Annotated in this window: 13 protein-coding genes; 10 read left to right on the forward strand and 3 right to left on the reverse strand. The window is 49.8% G+C overall.

All coding sequences use genetic code 11. From position 1 onward, the window contains the following. Positions 1–121: 121 nt before the first annotated feature. Positions 122–1042: an NAD(P)-dependent oxidoreductase gene (locus ACJMM9_RS00955; RefSeq protein WP_088641201.1), complete on the reverse strand. Its 921-nt coding sequence runs from the start codon at positions 1040–1042 to the stop codon at positions 122–124. Positions 1043–1270: 228 nt separating this feature from the next. Here ACJMM9_RS00955 and ACJMM9_RS00960 point away from each other — a divergent pair, with 228 nt between their 5' ends. The 4 genes from ACJMM9_RS00960 (at position 1271) to ACJMM9_RS00975 (ending at position 4342) form a co-directional block, all read left to right on the forward strand. Further along, on the forward strand, positions 1271–2305 hold the full coding sequence (locus ACJMM9_RS00960) for a D-alanine--D-alanine ligase (protein WP_088641202.1): 1035 nt from the start codon (positions 1271–1273) through the stop codon (positions 2303–2305). A 2-nt stretch (positions 2306–2307) separates the two neighbouring features. Further along, positions 2308–2937, forward strand: a complete 630-nt coding sequence (gene tsaB, locus ACJMM9_RS00965; protein ID WP_405323025.1) for a tRNA (adenosine(37)-N6)-threonylcarbamoyltransferase complex dimerization subunit type 1 TsaB — start codon at positions 2308–2310, stop codon at positions 2935–2937. Between the two features lie 83 nt (positions 2938–3020). Further along, positions 3021–3476 (forward strand): GNAT family N-acetyltransferase, encoded by a 456-nt coding sequence (locus tag ACJMM9_RS00970; RefSeq protein WP_405323028.1) that lies wholly within the window; start codon positions 3021–3023, stop codon positions 3474–3476. A gap of 5 nt (positions 3477–3481) precedes the next feature. Next, positions 3482–4342, forward strand: coding sequence for a YdcF family protein (locus ACJMM9_RS00975; protein ID WP_405323030.1), 861 nt, complete (start codon positions 3482–3484; stop codon positions 4340–4342). A 108-nt stretch (positions 4343–4450) separates the two neighbouring features. Here ACJMM9_RS00975 and ACJMM9_RS00980 read toward each other — a convergent pair whose 3' ends face one another. Continuing rightward, entirely contained in the window at positions 4451–6124 is a 1674-nt protein-coding gene (locus ACJMM9_RS00980; RefSeq protein WP_405323031.1) for a glycoside hydrolase family 9 protein, read from the reverse strand. A 186-nt stretch (positions 6125–6310) separates the two neighbouring features. Here ACJMM9_RS00980 and ACJMM9_RS00985 point away from each other — a divergent pair, with 186 nt between their 5' ends. The 4 genes from ACJMM9_RS00985 (at position 6311) to ruvB (ending at position 11641) form a co-directional block, all read left to right on the forward strand. Beyond that, entirely contained in the window at positions 6311–8641 is a 2331-nt protein-coding gene (locus ACJMM9_RS00985) for a DUF748 domain-containing protein (protein WP_405323033.1), read from the forward strand. Positions 8642–8751: 110 nt separating this feature from the next. Next, positions 8752–9762, forward strand: a complete 1011-nt coding sequence (locus ACJMM9_RS00990) for a virulence RhuM family protein (RefSeq protein WP_405323034.1) — start codon at positions 8752–8754, stop codon at positions 9760–9762. 115 nt (positions 9763–9877) lie between these two features. After that, positions 9878–10486, forward strand: coding sequence for a Holliday junction branch migration protein RuvA (gene ruvA, locus ACJMM9_RS00995; RefSeq protein ID WP_405323036.1), 609 nt, complete (start codon positions 9878–9880; stop codon positions 10484–10486). Between the two features lie 117 nt (positions 10487–10603). Next, positions 10604–11641 carry a Holliday junction branch migration DNA helicase RuvB gene (ruvB, locus tag ACJMM9_RS01000; RefSeq protein WP_405323037.1) on the forward strand — a complete coding sequence of 346 codons (1038 nt, stop codon included), beginning with the start codon at positions 10604–10606 and terminating at the stop codon, positions 11639–11641. A 4-nt stretch (positions 11642–11645) separates the two neighbouring features. On the opposite strand, the gene ACJMM9_RS01005 is transcribed toward ruvB, so the two are convergent. Further along, positions 11646–13097, reverse strand: coding sequence for a BamA/TamA family outer membrane protein (locus tag ACJMM9_RS01005; RefSeq protein WP_405323038.1), 1452 nt, complete (start codon positions 13095–13097; stop codon positions 11646–11648). A gap of 113 nt (positions 13098–13210) precedes the next feature. Between ACJMM9_RS01005 and ACJMM9_RS01010 the strand changes: the two genes are divergently transcribed. Next, positions 13211–15547, forward strand: a complete 2337-nt coding sequence (locus ACJMM9_RS01010; RefSeq protein WP_405323040.1) for an MMPL family transporter — start codon at positions 13211–13213, stop codon at positions 15545–15547. Then, positions 15544–16734: a pyridoxal phosphate-dependent aminotransferase gene (locus ACJMM9_RS01015; RefSeq protein ID WP_405323042.1), complete on the forward strand. Its 1191-nt coding sequence runs from the start codon at positions 15544–15546 to the stop codon at positions 16732–16734. Before ACJMM9_RS01010 ends, ACJMM9_RS01015 begins: the two co-directional genes overlap by 4 nt. The last annotated feature ends 3 nt before the right edge of the window (positions 16735–16737 follow it).

Here is a 16737-nt window from a genome sequence, read left to right on the forward strand (position 1 = left end):
CCCCTACGCAATGGTTATACGAGAAATTATGGTTTCCCTCCCTTCGGTCGAGAATGACAGGCTTCGAGGATGACTGGCGAGCATGACAGTAACAAAAAAAAACGCCCCGAGGGGCGTTTTTTTATGCGTTTTCGAAAGTCCAGCGGATATGGTCATCAAGGAGGTCGTGCGCGTCAAACGCAAGGCCAAAGCAATCCCTGATTTTCTGAACGTCATAGAGCATCGGTTCTTCACCCCAGCCCATGTCCGCTTCAACAATCTTGGATGTGCAACCCGGCTTGAGGGCAATCATCTTCTGCGCGATTTCCTTCCAGCTGATCCATTCAGAGCCGAGACCCAAGAAGATTTCTTCGTTGTAGTCGGACTCCAGCAATTTCATATAAATTTCAGCCTGCTGCGAAGCATGGATAAACTGTGTACCGTCGTTCTTGATGATATTGATATCGCGGTTTTCCTTGACGGCGTATGCCATTTCAAAGAAGCGGCGGTCCGGCTGCGAACAGCCATCGGGGAACGCCGGATTACCGAACGTGTAGCCCGGACGAATGATATTGCGCTTCATCTTGACTTCGGGGAACTGGCTTCCATAGCCGTGGCTAAAGCCAAGCACGTAAGCTTCGCCCGCCGCCTTTGTGGCGCCGTACAAATCAATCGGCAAGTTGCTCGTGGTTTCGCGCATTTCGGAACGCACACGGCCCATAGCCGAAGTGCTGCTCGTCATGATGAACTTTTCACAGCCTGCACGGGCGGACATTTCCAGAAGCGCAATCGTTGCACGGGTATCGTTCATGAGCATGGCGCTCGGCGTATCGCCCCAGCCAAGAGCTACGTGAATGCATGCATCGCAGCCAATCAAGCCCTCGCCCATTTTTTCGAAATCTGTCAGAGCGGCTTCGACAAACGACACATTCGGATTAGCCCTTAATGTCGGCACCTTGTTCGGGTGGCGCGTTGCAACAACAACTTCGTGCCCCTTTTCCAAGAGGGCCTTGACCACATAATGACCAATAAAGCCGGTTCCACCCGTTACAAAGACTCGCATAAGAACTCCTTTTTAACACCTATTTTTTCCAATATAGATTTTGTCACCGCAATTCGGCAAGATTCATAAAAATTTATTTGCAGATTTAGGGAGCATTTCAGGTAGTTTTTAAGGATTTTAACATAGCGATTTCTACCAGCTATCAACTAATAACTATTGACCAACAACTATTGACCAATAACTAATTTACTAGATTAAATCACGAAAAAAATTTTTGTGAGGTTTTTTATGTCCCGTTTACGCGTTTTGGTTCTGATGGGCGGCCCATCTACCGAACATGATGTTTCTGTCGTTAGCGGTACTGGCGTTGTGCGCGCCATGGATCCGGAAAAGTACAACATCCACCCGGTGCTCATCGACAAGGACGGCACCTGGCACTGGTCTTCCCGTGAACTTTCTCCGTACCAGAAGGCAAACTTTTCGGAAAACTATTTCCATAGCCTCGAAGGCACGGCAGCGAACAAGAAGAAATCCCCGGCACTTTCGGAACTCCCGTCGGCAGACATCGCATTCCTCGCCCTCCACGGCAAGTGGGGTGAAGACGGCCACATCCAGGCCATGCTCGAAAACTGGAACATCCCGTACACGGGTTGCGGCCTTTTGGCATCTGCTCTCGCCATGGACAAGATCAAGTCCAAGGAAATTTACCGTGCAAACGGCATCCCGACTCCGCCTTACCGCGTGATCTGGAAGCACAACTTTACCGGCGACACGCTCGTAAGCGTTGCCGACGAACTCGGATTCCCGCTTGTGATCAAGGACCCGCTGGGAGGCTCTTCTATCGGGATCGGCATCGCCAAGAACATCGACGAAGCGGGCAAGATTGCCCAGGACTTGTTCAAGGATTCCAACCGTCTGCTCTGCGAAAAGTTCATCGCCGGTGGCGAAGCGAGCTGCGGCTACATCGAAGGCGAAAAGCCACTCCCGCCGACGGAAATGCGCATGACGACCCGCGAATACTTTGACTTCGAAGCGAAGTACAACGGCGAATGCCAGGAAGTCACTCCGGCGGAATTTGCACCGGAACTCACAGCCCGCATACAGGAACTTGTGAAAAACGCCCACTACGCTTTGGGTGGTGCAGGCTACAGCCGCACGGATGTGCGCATCACGAAGGATGGCGAACTCTTTGCGATCGAGACGAACACGCTCCCGGGCATGACCCCGACATCGCTGTTACCGCAACAGGCCGCCTGCATTGGCATCACCTACAGCCAGCTCATCGACCTCATCATCGACAAGAGCTTGGAGATTAAGCGTTAGTCATGAACTACGATCTTTTTGTGGACACTTCCCGAAAGGGTATTGCAATGGCGCTGTGTGCTGACGGCGTGTACGAAGAAATGGTCGATCCGTCTGCCAAGGGTGAAATCCTGAGCGCAAGTTTGGATAATCTCTTGGCTAAGGTCGGTGCCACACTTGACGACGTGAAGCGCGTCATGGTGACTGTCGGGCCGGGATCGTTCAGCGGACTGCGCACGGGCGTCGCATTCTGCCAGGGGCTATGCTTTAGCGGCAAGCGCAATTTGTATGGTGTGACGACATTGCAAGCACTAGCCTGCTTTGCCGGAGTTCCCGACGAATCTGTTGCCGTCGTGATTCGCGCGCGCAATGGATTCTGGTACTTGCGCTTGAACAACGAAGAGAGTTTTATCGAAACTGCGGATGTCGTTGCTCGACTCCAGGCAAGCTCCGTGAAGAACGCCGTTGTCGATGCAGCCGCACTTGCAGACGAAACGCTCGTCACTGTATTCAAGGACAAGGGAATTGCAACGACTCTCGATACCGACAAGAAGCTCGACATGTGGACCCCGCTTTTTGATACGGTGAAGCCTTCGCTCATTCAAGAAGCGAACTACATCCAGCCCTCGTACTTCGAGAAGCTGAAGGTGTAGTAGGAAGTAGGAATAATGCGTCACCCTGAGCGAAAGGCGTAGCCCGAAGTCGAAGGAACCAGTAAAGTATTGAGATTGCAATAATGAAACTGCGCGAGATGACCGAAAACGACTTGCCTCAAGTTCTCGAATTGCAACGGGAACTTGCGTTTCAGGATTGGAATGAAAAGCAGTTCTTGTCCGAGATTCGAGCCAGTTACGCGTACTGCGTCGTCTGCGAGGATGACTGCGGCAGTTCAAATAGCGACGCAAGCCGCGCACTCTTGGGCTATGCGATTTTCCATTTGCTCGGCCCCGATTCCGAACTGTTGAGTATCGCCACACGCGCTTCTGAACAGCGCAAGGGCATCGGGAGCGAGCTTCTGAAAGCGGGTCTGGACAAACTCACCGAAAGCGGCGACCAGTGCTTTTTGGAAGTCCGCGACGGCAACGCCAAGGCTCGCGCCTTTTACGAGAAGCACGGATTCAAGCTGTACAGCGTCCGTAAAAAATACTATTCCGATGGCGAAGACGCCGCATTGTACAAGTTCAGCAGGTAACAACTTTGTCAAAAATTCTAAAATCAGAAAAAATTGACCATAAGAAAAAAAGCTTCAGCATCGGTTTTGCATTGCTGATCTTACTGGCTATAGCCGTTTTGACTTATGTCATTTTTGAAAAAAGCGGACTCTGGCTTGTCGAAGATGACGATTTCGAACATGTAAAATGGGTTGCCGTACTCGATGGACAAACGCCCGACCTGGAACGCAGCGACTACGCCGCCAACCTTTTAAAAGAAGGGATTGCAGATTCCGTACTCATTCTCGGACGCCGCGCCTACCGCGATCGCAGCAATTCCGAATTTTACGCCGAAGACTTCATGAAGCTCGGCGCATTCGACGAAAAAGCCATTTATCTCGTTCCGCACAACGATCCGTCCACAATCGCCGAAGCCTATACGCTTATCCCATGGCTAAAGAGCCGAAACATCGATACGGTCCTTTTGCTAACGGGCGCAACTTCAACGTACCGCGTCAAAAGAATTTTCCAAAAGCTTTCCGGGAACAGCCCTGTTTACCTCACAAAAAATATCCACCACATCACATACGACCCTGCATGCTGGTACAACAACCGAGAATCGCGCAAGGACTGGCTCCGCAGCTGGGCGGCTTTGTTTGCATCGTACATTGACCTTTTCAATATCGACACACTAAGCGTTGCAGATTCTTCTTACTACAAGCCCATCCGTTCTTACGCAGAATACAAAAAAGAAATGCGGCCCAAAGTAAACTTGCAAAAGATTCTTCCCAAGATCGAAGAAAAGATAAAGGCTGAATCTGAAAAGGAAATTCTCAAGGATTCCGTCGCAGCGGCTGTGAAAGATTCGAGCAAGACGCAGGAAAAAGCAAAGCCAGGCAAGAAATAATGGATCCTCCTAACGGAGGATGACGAGACTTAACTGGATCCTTCAGCCCTACGGGCTTCAGGATGACGGAGAAGCGGCTTCAGGAGACGGTGAAACGGCGCATTTCACTCAAGCGCTGAGCAGCAACAGTGCTGCGGTCAATGGAGCGCTCCAGTTAATCGCGACTTCGTTACTTGCAAAAGAACTCTGTTCATCTGCATACGACAGGCCGCGGGCCTCGCCCAAGTAATGCGGATTTCTGTGCATGTCCTGGCGATCCTCGTTAATGCCGCCCACGACAAGCCCCGGCACAGGTTCATCGACACCATCGGAATGGCTAATGCGGTGATGCGGGAACTTCGGAGAACTCCATGCAGAACCCGTTACAAAGCACACATCTACAGGATTCTTGCCGTAAACAAATTCAATCTGCTCCATTACGGCATTGCGGTACTTCGAATCGTGAAACCATTCATACGCTAAATACAAAGTAAGCGCATGGTTTGCAATATCGCCATTGCTCCCCCAAATAAATTTGCGGATCGAAAGGCGATAAGGATCTTCATTTTGCAAATGCAAGATTTCGTCAGCGGTATATTTAAAAGCCATCCGCGCACGGTCTCGCCACTTGCAGTCCATGGTCGCAAGAGCATACCAAGCCAAGTTCTGCGTCGAGCGCCACTGCATCCCGTACGTCGGCAAGTACAAATCCATATCAACAGGGATTTGGAATTCCAATCGTTCCAGCAAGCCCGCGACTCCAATATCGGCTATGCTTTCAACATTCTTCAGTTCCCGGTACAGCATCGCGCGCGCCCAGAAAAAGTCATCGCCCAGATCAGGGTCGCCATAACCGCCACTGCCTTCGGTATTGTGAGGCCATTCGACTTCAGGATTTTTTTCGGCCCACAGGTAAGCGCGAATGCTTGCAAACAAGCACTTCTCTGCAAATTCACTATCGACATCCGCATAAACATGATGCGCCTGCGCCAAGGCGCCCGCAAAGTTGAGCGCGGAAGACGTTGACTTGCCAAGAATGTAGCGCTTCTGCGATTTATCCGATTCCGACGGCGAAACAAAGCCGTCCCAGCGGTAAGGAGTCACCTTGAAGAAAACGCCGCCATCGTCATCTTGCATACGCAAGAAAAATTCCAGTTCAAAGCGGACTTCGTCAAGCAAGCTCACCGGCTGTTCAAACGATTCCTTAAACGAGGCGCCACCAACAAAACAAGAATCCTTACGCAATTCGCAGGCAAGCATCAAGGTTGCAACACTTACGCCGCCATTCACAATGTACTTGCCGTAATCGCCGGCATCGTACCAACCGCCATGCGCGTTCCAGACGCCAGGACGGTTCATCGTCGGATGAAACTCAAGCGCATCATCCAAATGCGCAGCCGGGCGATTCCATGCGCCAGCATATTTCGCAGGCAGTTCAACACCGCTCCGCTGATAATAGAACGACTTGATGTTCGCCTTGACTTCGCGTTTGAGCCACTCGTCCGAGATTTCAAACAAATGCGATTCCGAATTAAAATCATCCAAGGCAATCCTGTATCGCCCTGGATTTTTCACCGGCGAAAAATCGCCTTTGTACAAAAGTTCACCCGTATATTCGGGCGTACCAATTTTTTCGGCAAGGCCCTCGTAGACCACGTGCGATTCAAAATCCAATATTTTAAACCGAACCGATACGGCTGATTTACCAACGGTCAATACGTCGCCTTCAGAAAAGGCAATCAGAAAAGTTTTTGATTCAGCTGGGACGTACCCGACATGGCAGTAATGGATTTTGGCGCTCATACCCTAAGAATAACTTTTTTAAGGCAAGTGCGGACAAGAAATCAGACTTCCTTATGTTTACTTCAGGGAACAGACAAAAAATGTAAAAGTAAAACTTGTTTTACATCAAACAAAATGCCAAAATAGCTTATCTGTTTTGATTTCTTTTATTACACTTTTCTCACTTTTATATTTAGATTTTATACTATGAAAAAGCCAGTCAAAATTACCCTCATCGTCCTAGGATCACTGATCCTCCTCTACTTCATCGCCCTCCTCGTGGCGCCCAAGATCGCCCGCAGCTACATCGAAGAGCACTCCAAGGAAATGATCGGCCGAAGTATTACGATCAAGGACATTAGCCTAAACCCGTTCACCTACGTCCTGGACGTCGATACGCTCGCGGTCATGGAAGCCGACGACAAGACGCCCTTTGTCGCGTTCGAAAAGTTCAGCATGAACATAAACCCGCTCAAGCTCTTCACAAAAACGCTAGACATTAGCGATATCTACATGAAAGCGCTTTATGTCCGCGTCAAGCAGCACGGCGAGCGATTCAATTTCACAGACATCCTGGAACACCTCGCAAGGCAAGACAGCATCTACTATGCCGAGCACCCCGATGAGAAAAAAGCCGAGGACAACAGCAACAAGAGCGCAGCCGAAATCGCAGCCGGCCTCCCCGTCAAGCTGAGCCTCCGCAATATCGTCTTTGAAAAAGGCAACATTATTTATCAGGACACAAAAGTCGGTTCCAAGTTCCACATCAAGGATTTCTCGATCAACATCCCAGCAATATACCTGGAAGACAACGCGACTGGCGTCGATGTCAGTCTGAGATTTGCTGACGGTGGCGACCTTTCCGTGAAAGTCGATGCCAATATGGCAACATACGATTTCAACATCTACCTGAATCTGCACCGCTTCGCACTGGCCTGCATCAAGCCTTACCTCAACGACTTCATCAACTACAAGGATTTCGCAGGATACCTTTCTGCAAACCTCACCATCAGCGGAAACATCAACAGCATCCTCTCTTCGAATGTCAAGGGTAAAGTTTCGCTCGACAATATCGACCTCACCGAAAACAGCGGCCACAAGCTCGGCGCCGAGAACGTAACCGTCGGCATCGGTAAAGCAAACCTGACCGACAACGAATACCTCATCGATTCCGTCATCGTGGATGCAGCGTTCGCGCATATCGACTTGTACAAGAACGGCAAGACGAATTTCGACATTCTCCTCGATCCGAAGAACAAAGGACAGGACATCGATACAACGAACGTCACCGAGACAAAATCGAAGGAAGAACCGAAAGAAGAACCCAAGGCTGAAGCCGCTGCAACAGATTCGTCAAGCGTAGCCGCAGCAGACTCTACGGCAAAGCCTGCTCCAGCAAAGAAGCTCAAGGCAAGGATCAACAAGCTTCTTGTCAAGAACACATACGTTACAGCCACCGACCACACCATCATCCGTCCGTTCAATTACAAGGTAACCGCCATTACCGTCACCGGCCAGAATATCAACTACGATACGCCTTGCAACGTGAATGTCACGGCATCATTCCCCGAAGGCGGAAGCCTCTCGCTCAAGTACCACGGCGCCCTCAGCAACCTCAATACGATGGACATCTACATCAGCGTAAAAAATCTCGTGCTCAAGCATTTCTCGAACTATTCGTTGCACTACACGGCCTACCCCATCAAGGCAGGCACACTCGCCTTTGCAAGCGAAAACAAGATTGTAGACCGCAACCTCGATAGCAAAAATACCATTGACATTTACAATATCACCGTCGGAAACAAGGTAGACGACATCGACCCGGAATACACCGTTCCGATGAAGATAGGTCTCTACATCTTGAAGGACAAGGATGACAAGATCCAGTTCGACGTTCCGGTCAAGGGAAATCTCGACGACCCAGAATTCTCTTACGGAAAGATCATCTGGAAAACCGTCTTGAACCTGCTCGTCAAGGTCGCCGTTTCTCCGTTCAGACTCGTCGGGAACCTGGCCATGGCAGGCGCCAACGCGCTCGGTTTCGACCTCGGCAAGAACAACGAAGTGGTTATTGACGCAAACACCGAGACATTCACTAGCGAACAGTACGCCAAGGCCATCAAGATGACCGAAATGATCCAGAAGGATCCAAACCTCATGCTGACCTTCACGCAGTACTACAATCCGAGAAGGACGGCCAAGGAATACAAGGTCAAGCAGCTCAAGATTGACTACTACAAACAAAAGAACAACAAGACGGAATTGAACGAACTCGACCACAGAGCCATTGACGAAATGGACGAAAGCGAAAAGGAATTCAAGGCTTACGTCAAGGAACACTCGGCTGAAATCGACAAGAATTACATGATGAAGGTTCTCCCCAAGATGGCAGCCCAGCGCAACGCCGACCTTCTCAAGGTTCTGCGCGCACAGCCGGGCGTCACCAAGAAGAACCTGAAAGTCATCACGGCTCCGAGAGAATCGCTCCGCAACTACAAGGACAAGCCGATGTATAAAGTCGACGTGGACGTGCAGTAACGAGCTGTTCAAGTAATTGCAAAGAACCCGCTGGCAGAAGCTTGCTAGCGGGTTTACTGTTTTTTGGCAGGTACTTGACAGAGGCTCTTCTTTAGTGTACATTTGTATATATGAAAGAAATTTTGCTGTACAAGACTGATAACGAAGAAGTCAAAGTTGAAATTTTATTGCTCAACGAAAATCTTTGGCTTACACAGGCTAAAATGGCCGAGCTTTTTGATGTTCAAAAAGCGGCAATATCAAAACATTTGAAGAACATCTTTGAAAGTGGAGAACTTGATGAAAAAGTGGTCGTTTCCAAAATGGAAACAACCACTCCGCATGGCGCTATTGCTGGCAAAGAACAAACCAAGCACACAAACATCTACAATCTCGATGCCATCATTGCAGTCGGTTACCGCATCAATTCCAAAAAAGCGACAATGTTCCGCATTTGGGCGACAAAAGTCCTAAAGGAATATATTGTTAAAGGTTTCGTCATGAATGACGAACGCCTGAAAGACCCGCAGAATTTCTTCGGCAAAGATTATTTCGAAGAACAACTGGAACGCATTCGTGAAATCCGCGCAAGTGAGCGCCGTTTTTACCAGAAGATAACGGACATCTACGCAAAATGTAGCGCCGACTACAGCTTTGATAGCCAGATTACGCAGGATTTTTTCGCTACAGTCCAAAACAAATTGCATTATGCAGTAACACATCAAACCGCTGCAGAAATAATCTATTCTCGTGCGAATAGCAAAAAATTAAATATGGGACTCACAACCTGGAAAAATGCCCCAAACGGAGATATCCGCAAACCTGATGTTTCCATCGCCAAAAATTATCTGTCGCAAGATGAAATCAAAAGTTTGAATGAAATCGTCACCATGTACTTGGACTACGCGGAACGTCAGGCTAAACGAGGTCAAGTCATGTATATGAAAGACTGGGTGCAAAAACTCAATGCATTCTTGCAATTCAACGAAGAAGATGTTCTACAAGACAAAGGCAAAGTCACACATGAAATAGCCAAAGCTTTTGCCGAAAATGAATTCGAAAAGTTCCGCGTGATTCGCGATGCCACCTACAAAAGTGATTTTGACAAACTGATGGAAGCTACTGCAGAATATAAGGTGTAATGAGTTATTATAGTTGCTAAATAATGACGCAGCCGTCCAAAAAGGCTTGACAGAGCTATCAAAAAGCTGTATATTTGAGCAGTAGCACAAAAGAGCATAAGTTTTTGGAGTTTCTATGATCGAACGAATTCGCGGCATCCTGGTACAGAAAACGCCCACATTTGTCGTTGTGGAATGTGCCGGAGTCGGTTACGGCGTCAACATTTCTGCATTTACAGCAGGCAAGCTGCCCGAAGAAGGGGCCGAAATCACCCTGCACACGAATCTCGTGGTGCGAGAAGATTCCATGACGCTGTTTGGATTTGCTGACACGACCGAAAAGAACCTCTTTCTCATGCTTCTGGATGTGAACGGAGTCGGCCCAAAGCTTGCCCAGCGGATTCTGAGTGGCAGCACTCCAGCAGACCTTCTGAACATGATTGCAAGCGACAACAAGGCGGCTCTTGGGAAAATCAAGGGTCTCGGCAAAAAGACCTGCGAGCAGATGACGCTCACGCTCAAGGAAAAGGCGTCTAACATGTTGCAATCCCTCGGCGATGTCGAGGGTAGCGGGATTACAAGCGTCGGCGCTTTGACGGGCGCAAAGCTTGAAGCGGTCTTAGCACTGCACACGCTCGGAGTCAAGGACCCGATGGCAGAAAAAGCGGTTGTGAAAGCCGTTGAAGTTCTCGGAGATGGCGTTGATGCCGCTGCACTTATCCCGGAGGCGTTAAAATATTTGTAAAAGGAGATGCCCCCCGGAATAAATCCGGGGTGACAAACGGCGGGCATGACAAGCCCCTAAGACAATAACTATTGGCTACTGACCACTGACTACTGACTATTGACCAAGAACTAGAATATGGAAGACCAGCGTATAATTTCCCCGCAGAAATGCTCTTTTGACGAAGGCGATTCCGACCGCAACTTGCGCCCGCCTAGCCTTAGCGAATTTACAGGCCAGGACGACATCAAGGAAAGCCTTTCTATCGCCATCGAAGCCGCAAAACAGCGCGGTGATGCGCTGGACCATTGCCTGTTCGCAGGCCCTCCGGGACTTGGCAAAACGACGCTTTCAAGCATCATCGCCAAGGAAATGGGCGTGAACATCCACATCACGAGCGGCCCGGTTCTCGAAAAAGCAAGTGACCTTGCCGGGCTGCTGACGAGCCTGCAAGAGAACGACATTCTGTTCATCGACGAGATCCACCGCCTGAATCGCGTGGTCGAGGAATACCTCTACCCCGCCATGGAAGATTTCAGGCTCGACATCATGCTCGATTCCGGCCCTGCGGCAAGGAGCGTGAACCTCCCGCTCAAGCACTTTACACTCGTGGGCGCCACAACGCGCAGCGGGCTTTTGACAGGGCCGCTCCGCGACCGCTTTGGCCTGCAATACCGACTGGAACTGTACAACGAAAAAGACATCGTCAAGATTCTCATGAGAAGCGCCCGCATTCTAGGCGTCGATCTTTCTGAAGAAGCAGCCAAGATTCTCGGCGGCCGCTGCCGCGGAACGCCCCGTGTAGCAAACCGAGTCCTCAGGCGCTGCCGAGACGTAGCGCAGGTTCGCGGTACAGGAGTCATCGACGAACGCGCGGCGCTCAAGACGCTCGAAATGCTTGGCATCGATAGCGAAGGGCTTGACCCGACCGACCGCAAGATTCTCGCGATGATGATTGACAAATTCAACGGAGGCCCGGTCGGTCTCGGGACAATCAGTGCCGCCATGGGCGAAGAGCCGGACACGCTCGAAGAAGTCTACGAGCCGTACCTGCTACAGAAGGGGCTTATTTCCCGTACGCCACGCGGTCGCGTCGCGACGCACAACGCCTACAGGATGTTGCATAAGCCTATTCCCAAGACGCTGATCAACGAGCAGACGGAGCTGCCACTGTAAAAAATTACCTGAATTCCGGTGCAATAGTCAACACAAGGTTGATGCCATGCAGCCCGTGGAACGCAAACTGCATACGGAACAGGAACATATCCGGTTTACGGACACGCACACCAAAGCCCCATGAATTATAGAGGTTCTTTTTGGACCAATGGTTGATCTTATCGCTAATGATGGCATATTCATCAAAAACAACGCCATCCACTAGACGGTCGATCGGCCAGCGGTATTCCGCCGAAAATCCAAGAATAAAGGGACTCGCCCAAGAATCAGCGAACCCGCGCAGCGGATAGCGGGCATCCAGCAAATGAAAGGCCGAATACGGAGCGCCTCCCTTCTCGACCTCCCACATTCCCATGAAACGCAGCTGGAACGCGAGTACGCGATGTTCAAAAAGCGTCTCCACCAAATTTTCCGGGCGCCACACGCGCAAGACTTCGTTCCACGAGAAGTCCGTATAGAACTTTCTCGTCTTGCGGCCTTCTTTTGCGGAAAGCACATACTTGTCGGCACGGCCAATAAAGAAGTAGATCTGGTAAAACGCATCAAGGCTTATATAATCGTGATTCTTGCCGCCATCTTTCAATGCTTCGGATCGTTTCAGCCCCGCCTGGGCCAGGTTTTCCTCGGAAATTCCCCCATAATCGCTAGTAAACACATACGAAGCCTTCAAGCTTATACGCTGGCCTCTCGACGGCGCATACGGAAAATCCAAGTTATCAAAAACGATATTTGCATATAAAGGAATTTCAAAATGATTCTGGTACAAGCCTCGATCTGCAATCGAGTACTTCGCATCATCCAGCACAGAATCCTTTAAGTCCGTAAAATTCGCAAGGTGATAATCAAAATCAGAACCAAAGCTCAAGTTCAAGTTTCTCGATTCTGTAATCGGGAACCCAAGCTTAGCCCCAATCGTAAGCAACGTATCGGACTGATGGAACAGGCTCTTTGTCCCTGGAATTACAAAGAAATCATCGCGGTTCATATCCAGGTTGACATTCACGGAACCGTACATTTTCTTGTTCCAAAGTCCCTGCTTTGAATATCGCAGCTTAACTTCGACATCGCTATTTGCAAAATAATGGCCTTCAAAGACTCCGTAGTCCCCTTCAATAAAAACATTCCTATGCCGGTAGCAAACGCCAAGCATCGTGGAACTCCCCGGTTTCAGGTTCAGGACCGGATAAATGAGGATATTCTTGTTGGAGCCAAACGTAATCAGCTCCACGGCCTTGTCTACAACGCCATTATCGATTGCATATTGTAACGGAGCCGAGATCGGGTAAACCAGCGAACCAAAGAACGGCTGGACCACATGGATAAACGGCCATGAAAGGATCTCGGTAAACGACATGGAACCAGAAGAGGAGTCCTGCACGGCATCGCGCGACTCCTCCGCGTGCGCCGTCAAACACAGCACACCCACAAGCACCAATAATGTTACAAGTCGATCCATTTTTATCTTAATATATAGTTATATTGAGAGTAATGTTTTCTCTATTTGCCAAAATTATTAAAAAAATAGCGATCTATCCCAAAATAGTCCTTACTGTCTTTTTGGCGATAGGAGTGTTGAGCATTTACCCCATCATGCACTTGCGATGGGATTTACAGCTACAGGACACAATCACCAGCGCTCGCGAACCGAGCAATGTCAAAAAAATCGAAGATGAATTCGGAGGACTTGGCAGCCTCATTGTCATACTCCAGTCCGAGGATTCAAGCGCAAACTACCGCATTGCCAAGAATCTCGCAGAGCAAATGCAGAAGGATCCATCCGTCCATTTTGCAGATTTTGAAACCGATATCGACTTTTACAGAAAGAACAAGTTTCTCTACGCAAGCGAAAGCGATATCGAAATCATGGTTCACCGCATAGAGAAACTCAAGCGCGACTACATATTAAAGAGCAATCCGCTGTACATCGACTTAAGAAGCGTGATTGATTCGATTACGCAGACAACGGCAGAACAGCGCGCACAGCTACTGAGCGATCTCGAAAAGAAATATTTCGACAAGCTCTCCGTGAGCCATTCCAACAAAACAGGCACGATCCGCATTATCGAGATTTACCCGTCACACTCGATTTCCGATTTACAGGCAAATAGGCAGCTATACTATACCGTACAAAGAGCGCTTCAAAAACAAGAAAAGCCAAGCGACTTGCACATACACTACGCCGGGAAAGTCTACGAATCCATCCAGACCGGCAAGCGGCTCCTGCCCGAAGCGAAAATGGTCGGCATCGTAACGACCGTTCTCATTCTCGTGCTTCTCATCCTCAATTTTTACAAGCAACCGCAGCTGATCCTCATTTCGGCATTGCCTATCGCGACACCGATTTTCACGACGATGGCATGCTCCTACATGTTCTACGGGCGCATCAACCTGTTTACGCTCTTGCTTGCAATTGTACTCCCCGGACAGGCGCTGCAAATTATCAACCACGTCCTCAACCGATACTTCCTGGAACGCGAACAGAAACTCAGTCCGCAGCTCAGCATCGAAAGCGCCCTACTCGGCATCGGCCCTTCGACAGCCGCATCCAGCGTTACATTTGCCACATTGTTTGCAAGCCTCATCCTGATTCCGTTACCAGGCCTCCAGGAATTAGGCGTTCTCGGATCTACAGGCTGCATCCTGAACTGGGCAATGACGCTCCTTTTCTCAACCGCACTTTTGCAGGTGACCCAACGAAAAAAGCCGTTCACGGTAACGCATGCCCTGATCCACCGCAAGCACCGAATCTACATGCTTTCAAACCAGGTGAACTGGATTATCTTCTCGATTATCATTGTCGCAAGCCTTGTGGGGCTTTACTTCGGAGGAACGAAAGTTCACATCCGCAACGACTTTTCGGCAACAGAAATCAACTACAAAAATGCAACCATCGACTCGCTGATTGCGCAAACGGGATTCATGAACAAGACTCCCATAATCGTGATGATTCCAGAAAGCGCAGAAAGCGAGAACCTGCTGGAGCAATTTACCAAGCTCAAGAACGACGGAGAACTTTCGACCGTCAATTCCCTGTTTACGCTTGCGCAGTTCTCCCCCAACTTGCAGCAGAAAAAAATGGAAAAGCTCCGCCAGCTGCACAACTTGATCACAAAGGAATTTCGCGCAGCGCTTTCGAAAAGCGAGCTGGAAAATCTCGAAAAAGTAGAACAGGCGCTAGAATTCGACGAAACAGACGACTTCGAGCCGCCCGAGTACATTGCCAAAAAATTCCGCGACAAGCACGGCAAGCAAGGAAGGTTTGCATTCATCTTTAGCAATATCCAGGAGAACTACGGCAGCGAGTGCACCAAGCTGTACAAGGAACTCCACCAGATTGAAGGAATCGACAACGGAACATACCAAATTGCAGGCAGCCCCATCACGCGCGCCATATTCCTCGACCGCATCACGAACAACATCCGAAGGCCGTTGCAAATCGGAGGCGTTCTGGTCTTCCTGTTCATGCTCGTTTACTACAACCGTTTAAGCCGCGCCTTGTTCACGGCCCTCCCCTCAGTTTTTGCGGCATGCTGGTTCATTGCGGCGCTCAACTTCTTTGATGTCAAGATTTCGGCGTACAGCGCCCTCATTTTCCCGATTCTCATTGGCGCAAGCGTTGACGGTTCGCTCCAGTTTTTCACGGCATATTACGAAAAACAAAATGGAACGGCGCTTACTATTTTAAGGGATAAATTCTTTACAATCTTTCTTTCGCAGATGGCGGCCTTCATCGGTACATACGGCATGCTCATTTCATCCCATCCGGGACTACGCAGCATGGGTTATGTTTCGTTGACAGGGCTTATCTGCATATTCATCGCCCAGTTCACCATCTTCCCCCTCATCGCAGGCTCTCTCGACCAATACCGCCTGAGAAAACAAAGGAAAAAGGAAGCCCACAAATGAAATCGCTTTCCGATAGAACGCAAAACATTGCAGCATCGCTCACCGTCGCCATCGACACGATGGCAAAACAGATGATCGCAGACGGCAAGGACGTCGTGAGTCTCGGCGCAGGCGAACCTGATTTTGGAACGCCAACCCCCATTCAAGATGCAGCTATCGAAGCTATCCGCGCAGGCAAGACACGCTACACCGCACCCGTCGGGATTCTCGACGTGCGCAAGGCAGTCGCCAAAAAATTGGAAGAAGAAAACGGCCTCCATTACGATGCATCGCAAATCATCATGACAAGCGGTGCAAAGCATGCCGTGTTCAACGCGCTCGCCGCCCTCATCAACCCAAGCGACGAAGTGATCATCCCGGCCCCGTACTGGGTCACGTATCCGGAACTTGTGAAGTGGCTCGGCGGCACACCCGTTTTTGTTGAAGCGGGCATTGAAAAGAATTTCAAGATCAACGCGGATGACTTGCGCAAGGCATGTACACCGCGCACAAAGGCGATTCTCCTGAACAATCCGTGCAACCCGACTGGCGCCGTTTACAGCAAGAGCGAACTTGAAGCGTTAGCAAAGGAAATTGTCGCGCAGGACATCTACTGCATCTCAGACGAAGTTTATGAATACTTTGTCTACGATACGGAATTTACAAGTGCAGCGGTATTCCCCGGAATGGCCGAACGCACAATCGTAATCAACGGTTTTTCGAAATCGCATTGCATGACCGGCTGGAGAATCGGTTACGATGCCGCCCCCGCTCCGATTGCAAAGATTATCGGCAAGATTCAGGGACAGGCCACACACCACCCGAGCAACGTCGCACAGTACGCCGCCCTCGGTGCACTCAACATGGACAAAAGCAATGTTCACGCCATGCAGGCCGCATTCCGCAAGCGCAGAGCCTACATGCTTGAACGCACTTCGTTCTTGAAAACCAAGCCGCGCGCACCCGAGGGTGCATTCTACCTGTTTGCTCCGGTGAGCGATTACTACGGCAAAAAGACTCCGGACGGCAAGGTAATTGCAGGCTCGATTGATTTTTGCAGCGCACTTTTGGAAAGCAAGGGCCTTGCGATTGTGCCTGGCGCCGCCTTTGGCGACGACACCTGCGTCCGATTCTCGTATGCGGCAAGCGACGAAAATCTCGCAAAAGCTTGCGACCGCTTTGAAGCGTTCGTGAAGGAACTCTCGTAATAA

The sequence above is a fragment of the Fibrobacter sp. genome (genome assembly GCF_045112255.1).
Classification (GTDB): Bacteria; Fibrobacterota; Fibrobacteria; order Fibrobacterales; family Fibrobacteraceae; genus Fibrobacter.

Coding starts and splice junctions, on each gene's coding strand:
- tsaB (WP_405323025.1), top strand. CDS start 2,308: ATGAACTACGATCTTTTTGTGGACACTTCCCGAAAGGGTATTGCAATG.
- ACJMM9_RS00980 (WP_405323031.1), bottom strand. CDS start 6,124: ATGAGCGCCAAAATCCATTACTGCCATGTCGGGTACGTCCCAGCTGAA.
- ACJMM9_RS00970 (WP_405323028.1), top strand. CDS start 3,021: ATGAAACTGCGCGAGATGACCGAAAACGACTTGCCTCAAGTTCTCGAA.
- ruvA (WP_405323036.1), top strand. CDS start 9,878: ATGATCGAACGAATTCGCGGCATCCTGGTACAGAAAACGCCCACATTT.
- ACJMM9_RS00985 (WP_405323033.1), top strand. CDS start 6,311: ATGAAAAAGCCAGTCAAAATTACCCTCATCGTCCTAGGATCACTGATC.
- ACJMM9_RS00955 (WP_088641201.1), bottom strand. CDS start 1,042: ATGCGAGTCTTTGTAACGGGTGGAACCGGCTTTATTGGTCATTATGTG.
- ACJMM9_RS00990 (WP_405323034.1), top strand. CDS start 8,752: ATGAAAGAAATTTTGCTGTACAAGACTGATAACGAAGAAGTCAAAGTT.
- ACJMM9_RS00960 (WP_088641202.1), top strand. CDS start 1,271: ATGTCCCGTTTACGCGTTTTGGTTCTGATGGGCGGCCCATCTACCGAA.
- ruvB (WP_405323037.1), top strand. CDS start 10,604: ATGGAAGACCAGCGTATAATTTCCCCGCAGAAATGCTCTTTTGACGAA.
- ACJMM9_RS01005 (WP_405323038.1), bottom strand. CDS start 13,097: ATGGATCGACTTGTAACATTATTGGTGCTTGTGGGTGTGCTGTGTTTG.
- ACJMM9_RS01015 (WP_405323042.1), top strand. CDS start 15,544: ATGAAATCGCTTTCCGATAGAACGCAAAACATTGCAGCATCGCTCACC.